General features: G+C 62.1%; 20 protein-coding genes and 2 pseudogenes. 10 read left to right on the forward strand and 12 right to left on the reverse strand.

Annotation, left to right across the window (positions count from 1 at the left end):
- Positions 1-187: 187 nt before the first annotated feature.
- The gene (locus BRAD3257_RS09605) at positions 188-604 is read right to left on the reverse strand and encodes an ester cyclase (RefSeq protein WP_122401584.1); all 417 of its coding nucleotides are present in this window, start codon (positions 602-604) and stop codon (positions 188-190) included.
- A gap of 310 nt (positions 605-914) precedes the next feature.
- Here BRAD3257_RS09605 and BRAD3257_RS09610 point away from each other — a divergent pair, with 310 nt between their 5' ends.
- The gene (locus tag BRAD3257_RS09610; RefSeq protein WP_162500149.1) at positions 915-2,864 is read left to right on the forward strand and encodes a hybrid sensor histidine kinase/response regulator; all 1,950 of its coding nucleotides are present in this window, start codon (positions 915-917) and stop codon (positions 2,862-2,864) included.
- A 126-nt stretch (positions 2,865-2,990) separates the two neighbouring features.
- Here the strand turns inward: BRAD3257_RS09610 and BRAD3257_RS09615 are convergent.
- Positions 2,991-3,933 (reverse strand): IS630 family transposase gene (locus tag BRAD3257_RS09615; protein WP_122401624.1). Its coding sequence is split into 2 segments (ribosomal slippage): positions 2,991-3,596 and positions 3,598-3,933, totalling 942 coding nucleotides; the frame shifts between segments, so codons are not numbered across the junction.
- Positions 3,934-4,392: 459 nt separating this feature from the next.
- Positions 4,393-6,777, reverse strand: a complete 2,385-nt coding sequence (locus tag BRAD3257_RS09625) for an AI-2E family transporter (RefSeq protein WP_122401625.1) — start codon at positions 6,775-6,777, stop codon at positions 4,393-4,395.
- Positions 6,778-7,043: 266 nt separating this feature from the next.
- Here BRAD3257_RS09625 and BRAD3257_RS09630 point away from each other — a divergent pair, with 266 nt between their 5' ends.
- The 4 genes from BRAD3257_RS09630 to BRAD3257_RS40890 all read left to right on the forward strand — a co-directional run bounded on the left by BRAD3257_RS09630 (position 7,044) and on the right by BRAD3257_RS40890 (position 8,843).
- Positions 7,044-7,340 (forward strand): hypothetical protein, encoded by a 297-nt coding sequence (locus tag BRAD3257_RS09630; RefSeq protein WP_122401626.1) that lies wholly within the window; start codon positions 7,044-7,046, stop codon positions 7,338-7,340.
- An 83-nt stretch (positions 7,341-7,423) separates the two neighbouring features.
- Entirely contained in the window at positions 7,424-7,882 is a 459-nt protein-coding gene (locus BRAD3257_RS09635; RefSeq protein WP_122406463.1) for a hypothetical protein, read from the forward strand.
- A 46-nt stretch (positions 7,883-7,928) separates the two neighbouring features.
- Positions 7,929-8,315: a response regulator gene (locus tag BRAD3257_RS09640; protein ID WP_122406464.1), complete on the forward strand. Its 387-nt coding sequence runs from the start codon at positions 7,929-7,931 to the stop codon at positions 8,313-8,315.
- A 402-nt stretch (positions 8,316-8,717) separates the two neighbouring features.
- Positions 8,718-8,843 (forward strand): isocitrate lyase/phosphoenolpyruvate mutase family protein, encoded by a 126-nt coding sequence (locus tag BRAD3257_RS40890; RefSeq protein WP_244607909.1) that lies wholly within the window; start codon positions 8,718-8,720, stop codon positions 8,841-8,843.
- Between the two features lie 163 nt (positions 8,844-9,006).
- Here the strand turns inward: BRAD3257_RS40890 and BRAD3257_RS39655 are convergent, their stop codons facing one another.
- The 7 genes and pseudogenes from BRAD3257_RS39655 to BRAD3257_RS09670 form a co-directional block, all read right to left on the reverse strand.
- A complete protein-coding gene (locus tag BRAD3257_RS39655; protein WP_160118791.1) occupies positions 9,007-9,531 on the reverse strand; it encodes a hypothetical protein in 525 nt (174 codons plus the stop codon).
- A 280-nt stretch (positions 9,532-9,811) separates the two neighbouring features.
- A complete protein-coding gene (locus BRAD3257_RS09655) occupies positions 9,812-11,023 on the reverse strand; it encodes a hypothetical protein (protein WP_122401629.1) in 1,212 nt (403 codons plus the stop codon).
- Positions 11,020-12,363 carry an SIR2 family protein gene (locus BRAD3257_RS09660; RefSeq protein ID WP_244607910.1) on the reverse strand — a complete coding sequence of 448 codons (1,344 nt, stop codon included), beginning with the start codon at positions 12,361-12,363 and terminating at the stop codon, positions 11,020-11,022. The genes BRAD3257_RS09655 and BRAD3257_RS09660 overlap by 4 nt, the downstream gene beginning before the upstream one ends.
- Complete coding sequence (locus BRAD3257_RS40895; protein WP_244607911.1) at positions 12,302-12,763, reverse strand: hypothetical protein; 462 nt, start codon at positions 12,761-12,763, stop codon at positions 12,302-12,304. Before BRAD3257_RS40895 ends, BRAD3257_RS09660 begins: the two co-directional genes overlap by 62 nt.
- Positions 12,764-12,851: 88 nt before the next feature.
- Entirely contained in the window at positions 12,852-13,028 is a 177-nt protein-coding gene (locus BRAD3257_RS41915; RefSeq protein WP_347338440.1) for a hypothetical protein, read from the reverse strand.
- A 9-nt stretch (positions 13,029-13,037) separates the two neighbouring features.
- Positions 13,038-13,175, reverse strand: a pseudogene (locus BRAD3257_RS41920) (hypothetical protein); the annotation flags it as partial.
- Positions 13,176-13,233: 58 nt separating this feature from the next.
- Positions 13,234-13,968 carry a hypothetical protein gene (locus BRAD3257_RS09670; protein WP_162500032.1) on the reverse strand — a complete coding sequence of 245 codons (735 nt, stop codon included), beginning with the start codon at positions 13,966-13,968 and terminating at the stop codon, positions 13,234-13,236.
- On the opposite strand from BRAD3257_RS09670, the pseudogene BRAD3257_RS09675 reads away from it, so the two are divergent.
- Positions 13,861-14,202: pseudogene (locus tag BRAD3257_RS09675) on the forward strand (PHP domain-containing protein); the annotation flags it as partial. The gene BRAD3257_RS09670 and the pseudogene BRAD3257_RS09675 sit on opposite strands and share 108 nt — an antisense overlap.
- 80 nt (positions 14,203-14,282) lie before the next feature.
- Here the strand turns inward: BRAD3257_RS09675 and BRAD3257_RS41730 are convergent.
- Both BRAD3257_RS41730 and BRAD3257_RS09685 read right to left on the reverse strand, forming a co-directional pair.
- The gene (locus BRAD3257_RS41730) at positions 14,283-14,411 is read right to left on the reverse strand and encodes a hypothetical protein (protein WP_283809949.1); all 129 of its coding nucleotides are present in this window, start codon (positions 14,409-14,411) and stop codon (positions 14,283-14,285) included.
- Positions 14,389-15,114: a GntR family transcriptional regulator gene (locus BRAD3257_RS09685; RefSeq protein WP_122401631.1), complete on the reverse strand. Its 726-nt coding sequence runs from the start codon at positions 15,112-15,114 to the stop codon at positions 14,389-14,391. Before BRAD3257_RS09685 ends, BRAD3257_RS41730 begins: the two co-directional genes overlap by 23 nt.
- Positions 15,115-15,288: 174 nt before the next feature.
- On the opposite strand from BRAD3257_RS09685, the gene BRAD3257_RS09690 reads away from it, so the two are divergent.
- From BRAD3257_RS09690 to BRAD3257_RS09705, 4 genes are all read left to right on the forward strand, one after another.
- A complete protein-coding gene (locus tag BRAD3257_RS09690) occupies positions 15,289-16,191 on the forward strand; it encodes a VOC family protein (protein ID WP_122401632.1) in 903 nt (300 codons plus the stop codon).
- Entirely contained in the window at positions 16,188-17,795 is a 1,608-nt protein-coding gene (locus tag BRAD3257_RS09695) for a bifunctional 3-(3-hydroxy-phenyl)propionate/3-hydroxycinnamic acid hydroxylase (protein ID WP_122401633.1), read from the forward strand. Before BRAD3257_RS09690 ends, BRAD3257_RS09695 begins: the two co-directional genes overlap by 4 nt.
- Positions 17,792-18,640, forward strand: a complete 849-nt coding sequence (locus BRAD3257_RS09700) for a fumarylacetoacetate hydrolase family protein (RefSeq protein WP_122401634.1) — start codon at positions 17,792-17,794, stop codon at positions 18,638-18,640. Before BRAD3257_RS09695 ends, BRAD3257_RS09700 begins: the two co-directional genes overlap by 4 nt.
- Positions 18,641-18,753: 113 nt before the next feature.
- A complete protein-coding gene (locus BRAD3257_RS09705; RefSeq protein WP_122401635.1) occupies positions 18,754-20,079 on the forward strand; it encodes an MFS transporter in 1,326 nt (441 codons plus the stop codon).
- Positions 20,080-20,234 lie beyond the last annotated feature (155 nt).

Here is a 20,234-nt window from a genome sequence, read left to right on the forward strand (position 1 = left end):
CCGCGCAGCGGCGTTCGGAATTGTTACCGATGAGCGAGTCCGCTCAGGGTCAACAGCGGCGATTTGAGCCTCGGCCAATGACTTCCGGTCTGCCCCACACTTCCGACATGTCCTGCGCCGGGCAAACGCCCGGCAAACGGTCGCGAAGGGCCACACACGCAGACATTCCGCCGCGTTCAGTTGAAGATCAACTAGGCATCACACCGATCTGCTTCAGGAATCCGATGACGTCCTTTTCCGCCCATTTCTCGGCGAGCTTGCCGTTTGCGATGCGATGAATGGTTATTGAGGTCATCATTAAGTCGTTGCCGGTGCGCGGAGCTCCGGGCAGGTCGCCTTCATGCTTGCCGTAGGAAGTGAGGCGTGTGACGACTTTATCTCCTTCGGCAATTTGATCCTCGATTTTGTGATAGCCTGGCGTCGCTTTCCAGAAGATCTCGAAGACCTGCTTGAGGCCGTCGCGTCCCACCCGTAATCCGGGAAAAGGTGGGGGATTATGATCCTGATAGTCCTCAGCAACCAGTTCATCCATGGCGTCGAGATTGCCATTGTCAATCTCTTCGTAGAACCGGCGTACGATGCGCTTGTTTTCTTCGGTCGACATCAGACGCCTCCTTTCTCGCGGCCTTCTGAATTTGTCGCTCCACACCCATACTACCCTGGTTTCTGGGCGAACTCCTAAAATGCACGCGCAGAGTTGGTTGCTGGCGGTTCCGGTTAGGTCAACAGTGGCGATTTGAGCCTCGGCCAATCACTTCCGGCCTGCCCCACACTTCTGACATGTCCCCGCGCCGGGCAAACGGGTCGCGAAGGGCCACGAGCTGACGTTCGCCTCCATGCCACCAACCGCTGCGCTGGCTCGGAACCTGTCCCAAGCTTTTGAGTTGGTCTCACTCCCTTTTTGAGTTCCAAAAATGAAAAAGACCGCCGTCGGGGATGCCCGCAGCCTCGAACTGATGGTCAACGCGATTGTCGATTACGCGATCTTCATGCTCGATACGGAGGGCCTGGTCAGGACCTGGAACAAGGGCGCCGAGCGCCTCAAGTTCTATGCCGCCGATGAGATTGTCGGGAAGCCCTTCTCGATCTTCTACACGCCTGAAGATCGAGAGAAGGGTCTGCCGAGCAGAGCGTTGGCGACAGCCGCGGAGACCGGGCGCTTCGCATCCGAAGGCTGGCGAGTCCGGAAAGATGGCAGCCGGTTCTGGGCGCTTGTCGTTCTCGACGCCATCCGTGACGAGGAAGGCCGCCTGGTCGGTTTTGCGAAGGTGACGCGGGACATCACCGATCGGCAGCGGGCCCATAGCGACCTTCTGGAAAGCGAAAGACGATACCGCCGGCTTGTGGAAGCGGTCGTCGACTACGCGATTTTTCAGCTCGACCCTTCCGGGAATGTCGCAACGTGGAATCCCGGAGCCGAGCGCATCAAGGGCTATCGGCCGGAGGAGATCATCGGCCGGCACTTCAGCACGTTCTACACGCCTGAGGATCTCGAAAGAGGGGTGCCGAAAGCGGCGCTAGCGGAGGCCACCGAGAAAGGGCGGTTCGAAGCCGAGGGCTGGCGCATGCGCAAGGACGGCAGGCGCTTCTGGGCATCGGTCGTCATCGATCGAATTACGGACGAGAGTGGCGCGATCATCGGCTTTGCGAAAGTCACGCGTGATCTGACCGAACGCAAGCAGGCACAGGACGAACTTCAACGCGTCCAGGAGCAGCTCGTTGCCTCGCAAAAACTCGAAGCGGTCGGACAGCTGAGCGGCGGCATCGCTCACGACTTCAACAATCTTCTGATGATCGTCCTTGGCAATCTCGAGAACGCGGAGCGGAGCAGCCGCAATATCGGGGGGCCGAACCTGCACCGCGCGCTGACGAATGCGAAGCGCGGCGCTGAACGGGCTGCGGCACTGACAAGCCGGTTGCTCGCCTTCTCACGCCGCCAAGCTCTCGACCCGAAGCCGGTCAACCTCAATGGCTTCCTGAGTGGCCTCCAGGAGTTCCTTCAGCGCACCTTGGGCGAACGCATCGAAATTCAGACCGTCGGCGGAGCCGGCCTCTGGCAGATCGAAGCGGACGTCAACCATCTGGAATCAACCATCGTTAACCTGGCCATCAATGCCCGGGACGCGATGCCGAATGGCGGAAAGCTGACCATCGAGGGGGCGAATGTCTCCGTCGACGACGACTATTCGCGTATCAACCCGGAACTCGCGGCCGGGCAATATGTCGTCATCAGCGTGAGCGATACGGGCTCCGGCATGACTCCAGAGGTGCTCAATCGTGCATTCGAGCCGTTCTTCACCACCAAAGAGCCGGGGCAGGGAACAGGGCTTGGACTCAGCCAGGTCTATGGTTTCGTCAAGCAGTCGGGCGGACACGTGAAGATCTACAGCGAGGTCGGGGAAGGCACGAGCATCAAGATGTATTTCCCTCGCTACGCCGGCAATGCGCAACCTGCGCCCGACGATCCGGACGAGCTCATATCGGAAGGCGTGTCTTCAGAGACTATTCTCGTGGTCGAAGACCATGCCGATCTCAGGACCTACGTCTCGGACGTGCTGCGGGATCTCAACTACCGGGTTTTGTCAGCCGCTAGCGCGCAGGCCGCCTTGACCATCCTGCTGCAGGAGGATCAGCATGTTGATCTCCTTCTGACCGATGTCGTCATGCCCGGCATCAACGGCCGTGAGTTGGGAAAGCGCGCGCAGCAGATCAGGCCGCATCTCAGGATTCTCTTCATGACTGGTTACTCGCGCAACGCCGTCGTTCACCAGGGAAGGCTGGACGAGGGTGTCGATCTCCTGGAGAAACCGGTCACCCAAGCAAGGCTTGCGTTGAAGGTTCGCGAGCTTCTGGATCGAACCTGAAAAGCGCCAGATAGCCGCCCGAGTTATTAGATCTATCAGGTGTTGCTCGTGCAGTTTACGAGATCGATTGCCCGACCGACACAGACGCCCAGGCTCGGGCCGAGAAATTCTTAGAGCATGATGTTTTTATACGGAAACATAGCCTGAGTTTTTGAAGTAGTTGGTGCACTCCTCCTTGGAGAAGAGATCGAGGAGTTCACCAACCTTTCTCCAGGTTGCCTCCACGTCACGGGGCTCGGCAGCTCGCATGAGATGTTTGAGTTTGGCGAAGACCTGCTCGATCGGATTGAGGTCCGGGCTGTAGGGCGGCAAGAAGATGCGGTGGGCGCCTCTGGCGCGGATGGCTTGGCGAGCCGCTTTGCCCTTGTGGCTGCCAAGATTGTCGAGAACGACGATCTCACCCGGTGCGAGGGTGGGTGCCAACACCTTCTCGACGTACAGCGTGAAGAGCTCACCATTGATGGGACCATCAATCACCCAAGGCGCGCTGATCCGATCGTGACGCAGCGCCGCGATGAAGGTCATTGTCTTCCAATGGCCGAAAGGTGCAGAGGCTTGGAGGCGCTGCCCGCAAGGCCCCCAGCCGCGCAGTGGTGCCATATTGGTTTTGATCCACGTCTCGTCGATAAACACCAACCGCGCGACGTCGATCCTGCCTTGATGTGCTTTCCAGCGGGTCCGCTTACGGGCGACGTCGGGACGATCCTGCTCGGCTGGTAGAATCGTTTTTTTTGAAGCTGAGCCCTTCGGTGTGAACAAAAGTCCACACCGCCCGCACGTCTGTCTTGATCCCGCGTGCAGCCAGTTCCTGCGTCAGCTTGCGCAAAGTGAATGGCCCCGAGCGAATGCGTTTGCGCAGCCAGTCGGCGTTGGCATCCGACAGAACCCGCTTCTTGTGGCCGCCGATTTGGCCAGGTGACAGGCCTCCGGTATCCCGTCTCAGATTCTTCCACTTCGTCACGCAGGAGGCGCTGATCTGGAGCGCCTCGGCAATCGAACGAACTGTTTCTCCCGCGTCAGCTCGCGCCAAAGCCCGTTCCCGGATGTCTTCCGAATAGGGTCGCGTCATCCATGCCGGCCTCCGCCCTCCAGCATGGATGTTGAATCAGAAATCGCTCCCGGTGGGAATCCCGATTCCAGCCAAAAACAACATGCTCTAGACGGACATTCTTCCGTTGAGGTATGGGACGGGCCTCGCAGAGTTGCCCGGCTGGTGCGCGAGAGTTCAGATGATTACGGCGCCAGGGGGTCACCCGGAGCGCCTTGATTATCTCGGATCAGCTTCTGGCTGTCGGATTTCAATCGCACATTTGTCCCGCTCTCGTGGAGCTCTAGCCACCCGTGCTGGACGGCGTACTTTATGCCGGCGCCGAACTCGGACGCTCTGCCCTTCAGGGTGAAGAGGAAAGGCGCGTTGATCCTCTCTGGATGCGGTCGTCCTGAACCGGTTCGATGCTAGCGGCGAGCTGGACTAGCCGGCGCGCCGCGGCATCAGGATCTGCACAGGGACGTGGTACCGCGAACTTGGTCATGTTTCATCCGATGTTCGAGTTCTTTCAGAATAGACGTCATTGGTCGCTTGGGCGTTCTGGATATCGGCCATCAATTGGTTCGCCACTTCCTGCAGACGGTGTCGATCTCGCTCAGTGAACTCCCGCGGTTCGGTATCGATTACACAAAGGCAACCCACGACATGACCGGACAAAGTTCTCAGCGGGACTCCTGCGTAGAAGCGAATGCCTCTCTCCAGCACACGCGGATCATCGGCGAAGCGCGGATCCTCGGTGACATCCTCGCAAACCAGCATATCGTCTGCAGCGATCACATGGGCGTCGAGGGAGCCCTCGTGATTGCCCTGCAGACCTGTTTGAACTTCCTGGGGGAGGCTGTCAGCGGCAGTTGGATGAGTCTCATCGACCAAGGATACCAGCGCGATCGGAACGTTGAAGGCTTGCCCAATCTTTTTGGACGCCTCATCCAAGGCCTGACGTTTCGAGGCATCCAAGCCAAGGCTGCGTAGCGCGGTGAGCTGCGCCCGCTCGGCCTCAGCCGTAACCTGGGGCGCATCGCCGCGAACTGCTGCCCGACCGATCCATGCCTCCACCTGCTCGGTGCAGGCTTGCAGAGATGCGAATGCTGCGTCGGCCGCCATTTGCCTCTTGAGCTCTTCCGCGTGTTCCATTCCGGCAATCAAATTCCAGCAGCAGACGGCAAACTTCACTTGGGGAGCCCGTCGACGTAGGCGACGAAAGACATAGCGCGCATAGACCTGGGGCTGCGGGTGAAAATAGGACAGGCACACCACGTCTACCCCTTGGAGATCAAGCTGCTCCAATGCTCCCCGGCTCACCACGATCGGCGGCAGGACTTTGGCCCCGACGTTGCGTTCCTGAAGTACCTGGGCGAGCATCTCCGACGCTGCATGGTCAAGCTCCGTACGTCCGGCGAGACAAAGGACGCATGGTTGTTGCGTCAGATGATTTCCCACTTCCACAGCAGACGCTTTCTCGCGGACGTGGTCGTCAACCTCCCGCACAACCGAGATGGCCGTTTCCGCGACAAGGCGCCGGTAGTTCGTGTCTGTGCTGCTGCGCTGACGATCATTTTCCGCCAAGCGCAGAGCTGGAATGCCTACGTTATCGTACAGCTCGCGCGAGGAACACTCGTCGACATAGTTTTCGGCGAACTCGACCGCCTCCTCGATATTGCCAGCCAATAAACGCTGATAGAGCTGCTCCTCCGGCGCGAGCACAGGATCGCTGCCAAGCAGAACGCCCAAGAACTCCAACTGCGGGACGTAACGCCCGATGACGACCAGGCAGACGGTCAAAGGTGTCGCCAGGAATAGCCCAACCGGTCCCCACAGCATCGTCCAGAAGATCGCGGCGATGATGATCGCAAGGGATGACAGCCCCGTGCTGGAGCCGTAAAGCCAAGGCTCAATGACATTATTGCTGATGAGTTCGGCGGTGAGGAATAGCCCGACGACCCAGAACAGCATCGTCCAGCCTGGATCAACGGCGATGGCCAGGGCAACAGGAAAGATCGCCGCCAAAAAAGGACCGAGATAGGGAATGAATCGGAGTACCGCTGCGAGCAGGCCCCAAAGAATCGCGTTCGGTACGCCAACAAAGTAGAGTGCAACACCGATCGGAATACCGTAAGTCAGGTTAACAACAAGCTGCATCAGGAGATAGCGGCTGACCCGGGAGGCGGCATCGTTGAGGGCCTGCGTGCTCTTCTGAAGATCACCGGCTCCTGCCAATTTAATGAATCGATCGCGCAGGTCTTCCCGCTCGAGCAGCACGAAGATCACGAAAATGACCACTAGCCCGGAAGTCGCGAGCGGTGCCAGCAACGGACCTATGACAGAGCGAATGAGCTCCAACGGTCTCGGCTGGGGCGGCTCCAGCCGCACCGTGACAGGTTCCCGAGTCCCGGTACCTGCGCCAAGCCCGGACGAGGCGGCCTCGGACTTTTTCTCCTCGCCCGAGATCTCTCTGCCAAGATCCTGCATCGTCGTGGTGACCGTGTCGACGACTCCACCGCCTGGGGCCGAACTCTGCAACGAGTGGATCTTCTCGGTGATGGTGGTCTGATAGTTTGGGAGGTTGGTCGCGAGCTGGACAAGTTGCCGCCCGACGACCAAGGCGATTCCCGCGACCACGATAAAAGCAAGGGAAACGGCGATTAGTACCGCTGCGATGCGAGGTACTTTCCAGCGCCTTAGCCAATTGACCAGGGGTGTGAGAACGAAGCTCAGCAGGATAGCAAGAGCAAAAGGAACGAAGATTTCCCGGCCGAGATAGAGCGCTCCGATGGCTAGGACGATGCCACCGGCGGTCAGCATGGGCGAAGACGCGACGCGCGAGGCCGGTGTGCCTTGCGGCGCCGCCGGAGCCAGCTCAGCCATAGGGGCGAGCCTTTCAATAGGGTTTCGGCCAATCAACCCCAGATCAACGGGTTTGATCCATCCCGAACATTTCCAGGTTTCTGGGATCTGCCCGCCGACGCGCTCGGCTCGTAGTCCAGACGGTGGTTTGGCGCGTCGCGCTCGGCCTTCTCGGATCAGGGCGAGCGATGTCAGTCGGGCAGCTAGGAACGCACGACGCAACCGCACGTTCGGACTCCAGCTAGTCGCGATCCGCGATTCCGAAACTCACAGTGGAGGGAGTCAAAATGAGGTCCATCGCGAGCGCTCTCGTGTTCGCCCTGGCGATGTCGGCTTCGGCTGCATTTGCCCAGACGACCAAACCGGATGTCTCATCCGCGCCGAGCGCGCAGAACTCGGGCACTGGCATCGCCGGTCAGCCTGGCAACAAGAATGGTCCGGCGGCAAAACCGGGAGAGACCGTCGGCTCCAGCTCCACGCTCAACCAGCAGAATCCGACCGTCCAGCAGCAGGACACGTCCAACATCAAGGGGCTGCCCGGAAACAAGAGCGGTCCGCCGGCTAAGAAGCCGGATCAGCAGTGACGTTGTCGTTGGCGATCGATAGCCACATGATGATCGAAGCCGAGACGCCGCTCGTCAGGTCTTCACGACTGGGAGGAGACGCGATGCAGTCGGCGCTCGTTCTCGGACTTGCGGCCTCGAGCTCCATGGTCTCGGCTCAACGGGTGAAATGGACGACCTATTCCATCCCGCAGACGGGTACCTCGGTGGATTTCCCGGCCACGATCTTTATCGAAGAAGCCGGCCGGCCGGATGGCTACGGACAGCGATTTCGGACGGCTGACGGCCGAGCCGATCTTACGATACAGGCCGCACCCAACGTCTCGAACGATTCACCCGCCGCATTTCTCGCAAAGAAGCATCCGCCCGCGCGCATTCAGTACAAGCGAACGACGCCTCGGTTCTTTGCGGTGTCCAGCTACAAGGGCGATACGGTCTGGTACAACCGGTGCAACTTCTCGAGCGGATTGATTCACTGCGTCCTGATCAACTACCCGGCGAGCGAAGAGCGCGAGTGGGACGACATCGTCACGCGCATCAGTCTCTCCCTGAGGGGCAGATAAGACGGGTGTGGGTTGGCCCTCGAGGCAGGTCGCTTGAGGCTTGAAAGTGGATAATACCGTTCGTGTTCTGGTCGTCGAGGACGAAGCGCTGATCTGCAGCGTCATCGAGGACGCGTTGCTCGACAACGGTTTCGAGGCCTGCTCGGTCCATTCGGGAGAGGCGGCTATGTCTACGTTTCGCGACGGCCGCGAGGGGTGTCGGGCGCTGCTCACGGACGTCAACCTGGGTGACGGCATCAGCGGATGGGAGCTGGCGCGTCAGATCAGGGAAATCACGCCTGATTTTCCCGTGGTCTACATGACAAGCGCCAGCGCGCCGGATTGGAAATCGCAGGGTGTCGACGGCAGCGTCCTGATCAGGAAGCCCTTTGCGCCGGCGCAATTGGCCGCCGCCGTCTCGCAGCTGCTCGGTGGCGGGGCCGTGCCAGGTTGAACCGGATCGTTGGGAGGCGCGGATGGTTCGGCGCGGACCAACGCATCGTCAGCGTGGCGGCGATGCTTTGGCCGGGCATGCGGCCGCGGCGCGAGCCGTCGCTACCGCCATCCAGTCCCGCAGTAGGCCTCTGTCCTCCCTCGAAAAGGACGCGCGCCGCTTGAGATCGTCCAGCGTCTCGCCGGGATGGCATCGCTCGAAGTCTTCGCGGATCAGCGACTCGAGATAGGCGCGGTCCCAGGCGCCGCCTGATTCGAGATGCTGGTCGGTCCTCATGGTTGGTGGGCACAGTCGAGGGGTCGGGATGCCTGCACAACGGCAAGAGCGAATGTTGGTTCATCTGCCCGATCGGCGAAGACGTATTGAGGCCGAAGCCGTTCGCAACGACGGCGGACGCTTTGCATGGAAGACGTGCCCTCGAACGGCGAACTCGCGCAGTTGGGCCTCGCCCGCATCAGCTACGGCCCCATTCCCTACGTGGAATCCATGAGTAAGCTTCGGGAGAAGGCAAGGAAATTGTTTTCCTGAACCGGGCGGCGGACGGCCAGGGTACCGTTCTCTGGACGGGTGCCGCCGGTTGGCCGAGGGCGACCCGGGCGTCGAAAGGCACGAATCTGGCCGCCCTTCGCGACTTTGGAACTGGCGTGGCCCCGCTCGAGCCTTAAGGGCGGAGCGCTATCGCTTGCGAAAGTCAGGGCCGGCTGCGATGCGGCGTGACGGACATTGACGCCCTCACGTCGAGCGGATATCCGCATTCGGGATCCTGAGCGATCGTCAGAGGATCGATGTCCGAAAACCACTGCGAGATCGCCTCGCGGGGATCTCCCGCCGGACGCTTGCCGCGTCCCTGTCGCACGACCTCGCGGGCCACCCGGGCGAAGAACTGCCGTGCCGTTTTGTCCGCGTCGACGCACTCGCCGACGACTTCCGCGAAAGTCTCGAGCGCGACCTTCCTCACGGCGGTGGGCGCGAACCCGGACGCGACGTCGGTCAACTGCCGCAGGTCGGTGGGGCTCATGGCGCCGACGGTCGCCAGCAGGTCGCCGATGAACGTGCGATGGCCGCGGCGCCAATTACGCCACAGGTCGTCGTCGTACTGATGCGAGAACAGCCCCCGCGGCAGGCCGTCGACGTAGGTCTGGTCCCGTTCGATCGCACCGGACAACCGCTTGAGCATGGTTTCGACGTCCTCGACCGTAAGCATCTGTTTGGGCATCATCGTTTCCTTTGAGCTGGCGAGCGGACCGATCCGTCGCGGCATGGCCAGTGTGGCCTCTGCTTCCAGATTCACGGTATCGGGAGGAACCAAGAGGCTCAAACGCGATAGGGAAGCTAAGGCGAGTTAGCTGCTCGATCGCGCGTTCTCCCCATGTTTATTCTCGTCGCGATCGGCTGGGACTTCCGGTGATCCGGATCTCCCGCACGAGGTCCGGCGTGATCATGATAACCAAGCGAGGCTGACGGCTTCCGGTGCCCTACCTCGTGGATTTGGGCGATCAAGGAAGACCACCGCTCGACGGAGGCGGAACGCTCTCGTTCGAATCGACCAGGCTATCGAGGGTGGCCAAATCCTCGGGTGCGAGTTCCTCGCGAGGATTGCGCCTGTTCAGCGCCCTGAAGCTCTTTTCCAGAGCCTCGACAAGCCGGCTATGCTTCCTCGACACCTTCCGTGCGCCGACGAATAAGGTCCGAAGTGCCTCCATTCGTTTCGTGTCGGTGACGAAGTCATCCGGAGAAGCGAGCACCGCATCGCGGAAGGCCTGCCGCACCCGCGCTCTGAACAACCGCTTTTCCTCGCGTTGCTCGGAAAATCGAGGGGGGCTGTCGGGTAGCGTCTTATGGAAGATGAACCAGTCTAGACTGCGCATCATGATGCGGAAAAGCGCGTCGATCTGTACCTGGTTGCTCAGAGTGTCGGGGATGGGCGTCGGACCGACGACTTCGATCTGGGCGAACACTTGTTGCGAACGCGGCAGCTTGATCGGTGCCGGCACGCCGGGTTGCCAGAACCGTCTCTCGGAAAAAGCTTCCTGCGTTTCTGCGCGAGCGAAGAAGCCGGGGTAGGGATTCAGCGGTTCGAGACCCGTCACCCGACGATCGATGCCGGAGCTGACGACGCCCACCTGGCTGAAGCGGGGATGGCGCCATACCGCGTGGACCGGCACGCCGCCTGCTGCGTAGACGACGTCGTCGCAGACCATGAAATTCTCTGCGAGTATTCTTTGGAGCTGGGCGGTCACCTCATCGCATTTGTTCGGAAGATCGAACCGCGAGAACGATTCCGTGTTTACGATTTTATCTCCTTCGGGAACGACTTTCAGGAGATCACGCGTCGCGTAGATATCGTCACGCCACTCGTCTGGGGTCACCAAGTGCTGCCGGACAACGAGGAAGTTGCCGAGGTCGCGGAAGTTTGGCTCTCCGTAAGGCCACCAGATTTTGCCGGCGAAGCTCAAGAGTTCGACGACCTGGTCCGAAGCGGCCGGGATCGCGAATCTTGCCACGCTCGACGGATATACGATACGGAAGGCCACGGGCGCGTCTTTACGTGTAACGTGGTGCACGATCCCGACACCCTTGGTGCGCGGATAGGGACCAAACCGCAACAGCCCGCGCAGGGGGTGCAGGTCGACGTCGGATGTTCGCTCGGGATGGAATGCGAGCTCGGCTTCCGGGATGAAAAGGTGAGGCGATATCTCGCTCGTCATGGGCGGCCTCTTCCTGAATAAGCTGTCGTATCGTCGAGCCTGAAGGCCGCATCCACGCCCGCGCTGATGCCGAGGGCCAGGATATCGCGCTCCGGGCACGCGAACAGCGTCGACCAGAACGAGAGAAGGGCATTGAGAGCCGGATTGTAGCGCCTCACTGTGCGCTCGCGGGCAAAATCGGTCGCCGCGGTTCTGTTCCCCTGCGTGATGCCTTCGAACACGGTGCGCGGCTCGAGCAGAAGCCAGAGCCGCCCGTCCGCCCAATCCAGCCGGATGCCCAGGCCCTCCCGCCAACTAAGTTCGGGATGCTTCGGTACCGTTCCACCAAGGCTGCCGGTCAGTTTCTTGAGCGGCCCCCGCTTCGCGTCGTCGATCGAGGCCGGGGTCAAGAGATCGCTGCTTCGGCGACGATCTGCAGTCATCGCATGCGTCCGGGTCAGCGCGCGGGTCAACGCCTCACGGAGAAGCCCACGCTCTTGGCTTTCGTATCGCAATCGGCGGACTTCGATCGCGTGCAGGTCGTAGCTTTCAATGTCGTAGGCCGAAAGCACGGCTCGCACGTCGGCGTCAGAGCCGAAAGCGAGTACTCCGGCTCGTGACCGGGTCGCGAGCACCGGCAGGTCTGCGGCTTCGATCGCCGACCTGACCTCCGCCACGCCGCCGATGCCGTATCCGACGCGGCGACAAACGGTCGGCGTTTCGATCAATTCGAGTGCATTGAGCCGGACCACTGGAAAACCGCGCTTGCCGGTCGGTCGCGGTGCGGGCGACCAGATTCGTCGCTCCGAAGCGAGTTCGTCCAAGGCTTTAGTGTCGAGATCCTCCGCCAGGCGAACGAGGTCGCGCAAGACTTCGTCGAAATTCTCGATCGGCACCGGCCCGCCGTCGACGCCTTTGCGGGCGGCGGCCGCCAAGAGCCGTTTGACGCGCGGCGACGGTGGGTCCTCGCCGCGATGGAGCCAGAAGATACCGGCAGGAAAAGGGGTGTCGCGTTCGAGAGCCGTTTCCAGGGTGTCCATGATGGAGTCGTCGCGGCCGCTGTAGCCAGTTACGATCAGGCCCCACCGGCCGCAACTGTCGATCAACAGCGACCTGAGTTTCGCATTCTGTTCGCGCAGTTCGTCTCCGGTGTTCTTCAGTCTGCGCGATCGAAAGTCGCCGTGCAATTTGACTTCGACGGGCCAACGCCCCTCGTCGATGACTTGGCGCCCAAGACTTCCGGTCTCGATCGCCACCGTCGTCAACTGACCAGTTCCGCCGTAGACCTTCGCGCAGCCGTCAGCGATCAACGGATCGAAGTTGGTCGTCCAGACGAGACGAGCACGTCCGGCCCGCATCATTGTCGCAAGAGCGACGTGTTCCGTAAGACGGCTTGGCGCCGCTCACCTTCGACGCGATGTAGGTTCGACGGTCCGCCTCGCTCGGATAGACGGCTTCGAAGAGAGCCGCATACTCGTCGGGAGCGCCGGGCGGCGGCAAATTCCCGATGCCGTCGACGAATGACTGCAGTTCGCGCCGGACGGCTGGGTTGGCGAGGTCGGCGACCATTTTCGGGGAGACGCGCCGCTGACTTATGTAGAGCTGCTGCTTGAACTCCCAGATCATGTCCCACGCCGTCGGGATACCGGCGGCCGCCGATCCACCGGCTCCGAGCAACCACATCAGATTTCCGCCCCGTTGCGAGAAGCGGCGCGCAAAATCATCCGCAGCGACGGCTAGATAGGTCGAATCGGCTGACATGCGAGTATTCTAGTTGTAGGACTTGCCTTGTACGGCTTAGGATTGGTCTTCTGTCATCCTGCACACCGGAATCTTTTGGTCGCTCCCGTCACTTCGACTTCGCGCGACGTACGCCTTCGCCCGTCTTGTCACTCGCGAAGGTGAACTCGATATCGCATTCGACTTCGAGATATTGCCGCAGCGTCTGCAGCACGGCCTTGCGGCGCGGATCGGTTCGATCGGATGGCTTGGCCGTCTCGAACGTTGCGATGGCCTTCCGCGACACGCCAGCCTTCTGCCCAAGTTCGGTTTGACTCCATCCGAGCAGCGCGCGCGCTGCTCGAAGCAGGGAGGGGGGTGAGCAGGTGGTCGTCCATCGGAATCTATCAGTTCTCCGGCCGGGCCTCCGAACGGGGCGAGCTGACCCAATCAATGGTTAAACTTTTACCTTTCCTGTTAACCTGCAGAACACAGCAGCTAAGTCATTGATTTCAGCTGGCACTGAACGGTTTCCTAAACCGTAGGTCGGATATCGACGGGATTGTCGACCCAGCCCATTCTTGGAGGTCCAGTAGATCGGCAATCTCGGTGCCGCGCTCCAATTGCTTTGCGCCCTGCGGGCCGAAGACAACCACCTCGGCGCGGCCGCGCTGGTTCAGCCATCGCAGGATCGCATACCGATCGAGTTTGTCGCTCTCTTCGCCCCTCGGCATGGGATCGAGCAGTTGCAGGGCTGTCTCCGCAAGCCGCGTCGATCCGAACCTCTGATGCCATTCCGGTGAATGGCGCTCTACCTCTGCGGGACGAACGTCCATTGGAAGCTCCGCCAGGCGTTTGGCCAGGCAATCCTCCAGGGTCTCAGTCACTCGGGTCCGTTGAGTAATGGGTTTGAGCCTGCCGAACCGCTTCACGACTGCGGTCGCGTCCTTCACGAAATAACTGCCGGCCATTGCGATGAGAAGGCGAGAGGCGTCGAGCGGCGTCATCGCCGCAGCACTTCTGCCGAAACCTTTGAAGGTGATCTCCTTGGCAGCGCGGATGGTCTTCAGATGAAGTTGAGCTGTTTCGCGCGGGACACCCAGCGCATCCCCGACGACGTCCGCCAGTCGTATCGATGTAACCTGACGGGGCGACAGCTCCAGCGGCGGCCGGGCTACGAAATCGACGTCGAAAAGGTGCTGCGGGCGTGCGCGAAGCACGAAGTCGTCGTCGAGATCAACGCACATCCGTGGCGTCTCGACTTGGATTGGCGCTGGCACCGGGCAGCCCTCGAATTTGGCTGCATGCTGAGCATCAATCCGGACACGCACTCGATTCCCGAGCTCGACCAAATGCACTGGGGCGTCCTGATGGCCCGCAAGGGCGGTGTCCCCACCGAGCGGGTCCTGAACGCGATGTCGCTCTCAGAGATCACGCGCTACCTGCGCCAGAAGCGGCGCTCGCTCGCCCGCGCCGCTTAATGCCGCAGAAGCACGAATTCTCATTGCGGGGAAGGGTGGTGACGGTCGCCGCCGATCGCGGGCACCACTTTAGCAAGCCTTCACGGGATCGGATCGTGCTGGTTGAAAGCCATGGCGTCGAAGGCGACGCCCACGCCGGCCCCTTCGTCCGACACGGCTATCTCGCCCGCCGCCAGCCTCAGCGGATTATCGCGTGCCGTGAGACGCATCGGACTTCGGCAACACGGCCGCGAGGTCTGAATAGATCACGTCGGCCGTGCGCTGATAGTGCTGCTGGAGCAGTGCGACAGCGTCATCCGTCTTGCGATCGAGCACCGCCTGAAGGATCTGCGCGTGCTCGGTCCCGATCTTGCGGACCGGATAGGCCTTGGCGATCGACATCATGCGATAGCGATAGAGCCGGTCGGCGAGCTGCTCGCAGAAGCCGAGCAGCGGGCGCGAGCCGCACTGCCCGATCAGCGTCGCGTGAAAGGCGCGGTGCGCCTTCTCCCAGTCGGGATTGTCCGTGAACTTGCCCGGATCGAGTGAACGCGGCGTGCGGTCGAGGCGGTGGTGCGTCACCAGCAGTGCCTCCTCCCAGTCCTGGGTGGCGTTCTGCATCGATTCGCGCAAGGCGAGACCTTCGACCCAGCAGCGTGTCTTGGTTAGCTCCTGGAGTTCGTCCTTGCTGACCGGCTTCACGAAGAAGCCGCGCTGCTCCATGCCGATGACGAACTCCTCCGTGGTGAGGCGGTTGAGCGCCTCGCGCAGCGGAGTCTGTCCCACATTGTAGTGCTCCATCAGGAAGCGCGACTGGAGCTTGCGTCCGGGCGCAAGCCGCGTGGTCAGGATGTCGGCCTTGAGGCGGGCATAGATGGTCGTCGCCAACGTCGCCGGCGCATCCGTCTTCGGGCTGAACAGGTCAGAGCTCATAGCGTGCTGATTCATCAGGCTTTTTGTACATCAGGCTGCGCCAAAGCCATAATTTATAAATTTCTGCTTTACGAAGCTGTTTGTATACATTAATCCTCGACCAACAACAATCGGCCTGGTGGCGATCGGCGGCTGTTTCGGCGCGCGTCTCCCGGCCTTTCACGAGGAAGCCCGATGTCCGATTTTCCGGTGGTCGCGTTGCGTAGCGTCGAGATCGCGACGCCGCATCTCGGCGCCTCGGCGGATTTCTATCGGAAAGTCTGGGGGCTCGATTTTGCCGCTGAAGCCGACGGCACGATCTATCTGGCGGCCACCGGAGCGGACTTCCACGTTCTTGAATTGACGCAAGGCACCCGCCCCGCGTTGCGCAAGATCAGTTTTCGCGTGCGTTCACGCGAAGACCTCGACCGCCTGTTCGCGCGTGCGCACGAGGCGAGCTGCGAGATCATCTCCCCGCCCGGCCCATCGCGTGCGCCCTCGGGCGGCGAGCACTTCGTGATCCGCGAGCCGCAAGGCTGCTGCATCGAGTTCGTCCAGGGCGACCGCACCAAGACCGCGCGCGTCCTGGCTGATCGCCCCGAACGGCTCGCGCATGTCAACATCAACAGCGCCGATATCGAGAAGTTGTCGAGCTTCTACCAGCAGGCGCTCGGCTTTCGCCTGACCGACCGCTCGAAGCTGATGGCCTTCCTGTGCTGCAACAGCGATCACCATGCCGTCGTGCTTGCGGAAGCCCCTATCAACGGGCTCAACCACATCGCCTTCCTGATGCCTGACCTGGAATCGGTGATGCGCGGCTCGGGCCGCATGGTCGACCATGGCTTCCCGATCGGCTGGGGCGTCGGCCGCCACGGGCCCGGTGACAATGTGTTCGCCTATTTCGTCGACCCGACCGGAGTCGTCATCGAATACACCGCCGAAGTCCTTCAGGTCGACGACTTCTATCGCGCCAAGGGCCCCTCGGAATGGGTCTGGCCGCCCGGGCGCACCGACCAATGGGGTATCGCGCCGCCGAAGAGCGAAGCCTGCAAGACCGCGCAGCTCTCCGTCTTGTTCGACACGGAGCGCCGCGCATGACGACGTCCTCCGCCCCTATGTATTACGACGTCCTCGTCGTCGGCTTCGGACCAACCGGCGCCGTCGCGGCCGGCCTGCTTGGCCGCCTCGGCCATCGCGTGCTCGTCGTTGACCGTCTCACCGGCATCTACGACAAGCCCCGCGCGATCGCGCTCGACCACGAGATATTTCGCCACTTCGACAATATGGGACTGGCCGAAGCGATCGCGCCCCATGTCGAGCCCTTCACCGCTTCCGAGCATTTTGGCACCGATGGCCAGTTGATCCGGCGCGTCCACATGGTCGCAGAACCCTATCCGCTCGGCTACACGCCGAGCATGGTGTTCAGCCAGCCGCCGGTCGAGGCGGAGCTGCGTCGTCACGCCTTGAGCTTCGCCAGCGTCTGCGCCGAGCTCGGCGTCGAGCTGCTCGATCTCGCGCAGCGATCCGACCGTGTCGAGGCAACGCTGCGGGACGCCGACGGGCAGTCGCGGAAGGTGACGGCGCGCTACGTCCTCGGCTGCGATGGTGCTTCGAGCACGGTGCGCCAGATCGGACGCATCGCCCTCGAAGACCTGATCTTCGATGAGCCCTGGCTCGTGGTCGACGTGCGGGTGAACGAGGGCGCGCTTGCAAAGCTGCCGCAAAATTCCGCGCAATTCTGCAATCCGGCACGGCCTGTCAGCTTCCTGATCGGCCCGAAGAACCATCGCCGCTGGGAGATCATGCTGCTGCCGGACGAGGACTCAAAGCAGATGGAGCGGCCGGAGAATGTCTGGTCGCTGCTCTCACCGTGGCTGAGGCCGCAGGATGGCGAGCTGTGGCGCGCAGCCTCCTATCGCTTCCACGCGCTGGTCGCCGCCAACTGGCGCAACGGGCGCATCATCATCGCCGGCGATGCCGCGCATCAGCAGCCCCCCTTCATCGGCCAGGGCATGTGCCAAGGCCTGCGCGATGCGACCAATCTCGTCTGGAAGCTCGACTGCGTGCTCAAAGGCACCTCGCCCGAGACGCTGCTCGACTGCTACACTGCCGAGCGCAAGCAGCACGTGATCGAGCTGACCGGCAAGATCAAGGCCATCGGCCAGTCGATCTGCGAGCGTGATCCGGCGGCCGCGCGGCGCCGCGACGCGCAGATCCTCGACCAAGGCGGCGGCAAACCGCTGGAGATCACGCGGCAGGAGATCATTCCGCCGCTGCGCACGGGCTTCCTGGCGGAGCACGTCGGAGCCGCGCGGGGCACCCTGTTTCCACAACCGATGGTCCTGCACGGCGGCGCGCGCTGCTTGCTCGACAAGATCACCGGGCCGGGCTTGCGCGTGGTCATCGACGGTCGGCGCAGCGATGTGCCCGCTCTGATGGCGCTCTGCGCCGCTCACCCTGAATTGGCCGCAACGGCGATCGCGCCTTCCGGCGTCGGCGCCTCAAACGTGCTCGAAGAGACTGACGGCGTGCTGGCCGGCTGGTTCGACAGGTATGGGGTCGCTGCCGCAATCGTGCGGCCCGATCATTACGTGTTCGGAACGGCGCAGGATGCGGCCGAGCTCGACGATCTCTTGCGCGACGTCACCGCGCGCCTGCATGGACAACCCGATCCCAATCTCAGAATGGAGAAGACAGCATGAAGCTCGCAACCGTTGCCATCGATGGCCGCACGACCTGGGGCCTCGTCGAGGGTAACAATTTCATCGATATCGGCGCCGTGCTCGTTTCTCGCTATGCCGATCTCAGAGCCGCCATCGCCGCCGCTCTGGCGGGCGTCGCGGATGCGAAGCCGAAGGCAGCGGTCACGCCGCTTGCGAAGCTCAGCTTCCTGCCCGTCATTCCGAACCCCGACAAGATCCTGTGCGTCGGCCTGAACTACGAGACACACCGGAAGGAAACCGGCCGCACGGAGGTCGAGCATCCCACCATCTTCTCACGCTACGCTAACAGCCAGACCGGCCATTTGAGGCCGATCGTCCGGCCGCGCGTCTCGACCGACCTCGACTTCGAGGGCGAGCTTGCAGTCGTCATCGGCAAGGCCGGACGTTACATTTCACGCAGCGAAGCGATGGGCCACGTCGCCGGCTATGCCTGCTACAACGACGGCAGCATCCGCGATTTCCAGCGCCACACCCACCAATTCACGCCGGGCAAGAATTTTCCCGATACCGGCGCGTTCGGACCGTGGATGATGACGCCGGACGAGCTCGGCGATTTGGCCGAGCTCAAGCTCACCACCCGCCTGAATGGCGAGGTCGTGCAGGAAGCGCAGATCAAGCACATGATCTTCGATATCCCGCGGCAGATCGAATATTGCTCCACCTTCACTCGGCTCGAACCCGGTGACGTCATCGTCAGCGGCACGCCTGGTGGGGTGGGCGCCCGGCGCAGCCCGCCGCTCTGGATGAAGCCCGGCGACATCGTCGAGGTCGAGGTCGAGCGGCTCGGCGTGCTGCGCAATCCGGTCGAGGACGAGGCGCGGTGAAACGTCCATCGGACGGGAGCTGCTCCGAGCGGCGGCGAAGCCCATCGGCTTCGTCCGCCCGCGGGAATGCTGCTGATTAAAACCAGACAAACAAGACGGAGAGGGGAAACGTCATGAGCAACAGCGCAGATGTCATGGTCGGTACCAACGACGCCACGACGGCAGCGCCGATCACGGCCGCGTTCCGCAAGCTGGTCATCGCCTCCTCGCTCGGCTCGGTGATCGAGCACTACGACTTCTTCATCTACGCCTTCACCGCGCCCGTGGTGTTCGACCGCTTCTTCTTCCCCAAGATGGATTCGACCGCGAGCATGCTGGCCGTGTATGCGACGTTCGCGGTTGGTTTCGTCGCCCGGCCGCTCGGCGGCATGGTGTTCGGCCATTACGGAGACCAGCTCGGCCGCAAGGCGATGCTGACGATCACTTTCGTGCTGATGGGCGTCGCGAGCTTCCTGATCGGCTGCCTGCCGAGCTATGATTCGATCGGGCTTCTGGCGCCGATCGCGCTGGTCGCGCTGCGCTTCGTGCAAGGCTTTGCCTTCGGCGGCGAATACATGAACGCGGTGTCGCTGACGCTGGAGAATGCGCCCTCGGCAAGGCGCGGCTTCTTCGCCTCTTTCGTCAACGCCTCGGGTCCGATCGGCGTGATCCTGGCATCCGGGTTCATCGCGCTGCTCGGTTTCTTTTCGACGCCGCAGGATTTTGCGCAATGGGTCTGGCGCGTGCCCTTCGTGCTCAGCCTCGCGCTGGTGGTGCTCGGCACCTACATCCGCCTCCAGGTCGACGAGTCGACCTTGTTTAAGGCAGTACAGGCCTCGGCCGCGCGGCCGAAGGCACCGCTGCTGGCAGTGGTGCAGTCGTGGAAGAAATCGGTGCTGTTCGGCTGCCTAGCCAACATGGCGCACAGCACGTTCCAGTACATGAGCACGGTCTTCGTGCTCGGCTATGCCGTCAAGACGCTCGGCATGGCGCAATCCAGCGTCACCTTCGGCACCATGGTCGCCAATGTGCTGGAGATGTGCATGGTGCCGCTGATCGCGAGTTACTCGGACCGCCTCGGCCGCCGCCCGTTTATCGCACTCGGCATCCTGCTGGCCGCGGCCTGGTATCCGATCTACTTCCAGCTGGTCGCGACCAAGGATCCGACGCTGCTGATCATGGGCCTCGTTGTCTCGATCGGGATCATCCACGCGCTGATGTTCGCGCCGGAGGCTGCCTTCACGGCGGAGCTGTTTCCGACCGAGGTCCGCGTCAGCGGCTCCTCGCTCGGCAAGCAGCTTGGCATCATCCTGGGCGGCGGCATCGCGCCCCTGGTCGGCACCGCCCTGATGGGATCGAGCGGCAGCTTCACCCCGGTGATCCTCTATTTCGAGGCGATCGCGGCCTGCGCCTTCATCGGCATCCTGTTCGCCCCGGAAAGCGCGAAACGAACCCTCTAGGCAAGCCCGCACCCCGGGAGGAGCCGAGCTCGACGGGGGCTTGATACCCCTCGAAATCGCCCGAGATTGACCGCCCACCGGGCCGAACCGGTGGTACACAGCGGTGGTCACAAGCTTCGGCGGGCCTTCCGGGAATCCTTGTTTTTCGGCGGTAT

This window comes from Bradyrhizobium vignae (assembly GCF_900324035.1).
Lineage (GTDB): Bacteria > Pseudomonadota > Alphaproteobacteria > Rhizobiales > Xanthobacteraceae > Bradyrhizobium > Bradyrhizobium vignae.

Coding starts and splice junctions, on each gene's coding strand:
- BRAD3257_RS09605 (WP_122401584.1), bottom strand. CDS start 604: ATGTCGACCGAAGAAAACAAGCGCATCGTACGCCGGTTCTACGAAGAG.
- BRAD3257_RS09610 (WP_162500149.1), top strand. CDS start 915: ATGAAAAAGACCGCCGTCGGGGATGCCCGCAGCCTCGAACTGATGGTC.
- BRAD3257_RS09625 (WP_122401625.1), bottom strand. CDS start 6,777: ATGGCTGAGCTGGCTCCGGCGGCGCCGCAAGGCACACCGGCCTCGCGC.
- BRAD3257_RS09630 (WP_122401626.1), top strand. CDS start 7,044: ATGAGGTCCATCGCGAGCGCTCTCGTGTTCGCCCTGGCGATGTCGGCT.
- BRAD3257_RS09635 (WP_122406463.1), top strand. CDS start 7,424: ATGCAGTCGGCGCTCGTTCTCGGACTTGCGGCCTCGAGCTCCATGGTC.
- BRAD3257_RS40890 (WP_244607909.1), top strand. CDS start 8,718: ATGGAAGACGTGCCCTCGAACGGCGAACTCGCGCAGTTGGGCCTCGCC.
- BRAD3257_RS39655 (WP_160118791.1), bottom strand. CDS start 9,531: ATGCCCAAACAGATGCTTACGGTCGAGGACGTCGAAACCATGCTCAAG.
- BRAD3257_RS09655 (WP_122401629.1), bottom strand. CDS start 11,023: ATGACGAGCGAGATATCGCCTCACCTTTTCATCCCGGAAGCCGAGCTC.
- BRAD3257_RS09660 (WP_244607910.1), bottom strand. CDS start 12,363: ATGATGCGGGCCGGACGTGCTCGTCTCGTCTGGACGACCAACTTCGAT.
- BRAD3257_RS40895 (WP_244607911.1), bottom strand. CDS start 12,763: ATGTCAGCCGATTCGACCTATCTAGCCGTCGCTGCGGATGATTTTGCG.
- BRAD3257_RS09670 (WP_162500032.1), bottom strand. CDS start 13,968: ATGTGCGTTGATCTCGACGACGACTTCGTGCTTCGCGCACGCCCGCAG.
- BRAD3257_RS41730 (WP_283809949.1), bottom strand. CDS start 14,411: ATGCGTCTCACGGCACGCGATAATCCGCTGAGGCTGGCGGCGGGCGAG.
- BRAD3257_RS09685 (WP_122401631.1), bottom strand. CDS start 15,114: ATGAGCTCTGACCTGTTCAGCCCGAAGACGGATGCGCCGGCGACGTTG.
- BRAD3257_RS09690 (WP_122401632.1), top strand. CDS start 15,289: ATGTCCGATTTTCCGGTGGTCGCGTTGCGTAGCGTCGAGATCGCGACG.
- BRAD3257_RS09695 (WP_122401633.1), top strand. CDS start 16,188: ATGACGACGTCCTCCGCCCCTATGTATTACGACGTCCTCGTCGTCGGC.
- BRAD3257_RS09700 (WP_122401634.1), top strand. CDS start 17,792: ATGAAGCTCGCAACCGTTGCCATCGATGGCCGCACGACCTGGGGCCTC.
- BRAD3257_RS09705 (WP_122401635.1), top strand. CDS start 18,754: ATGAGCAACAGCGCAGATGTCATGGTCGGTACCAACGACGCCACGACG.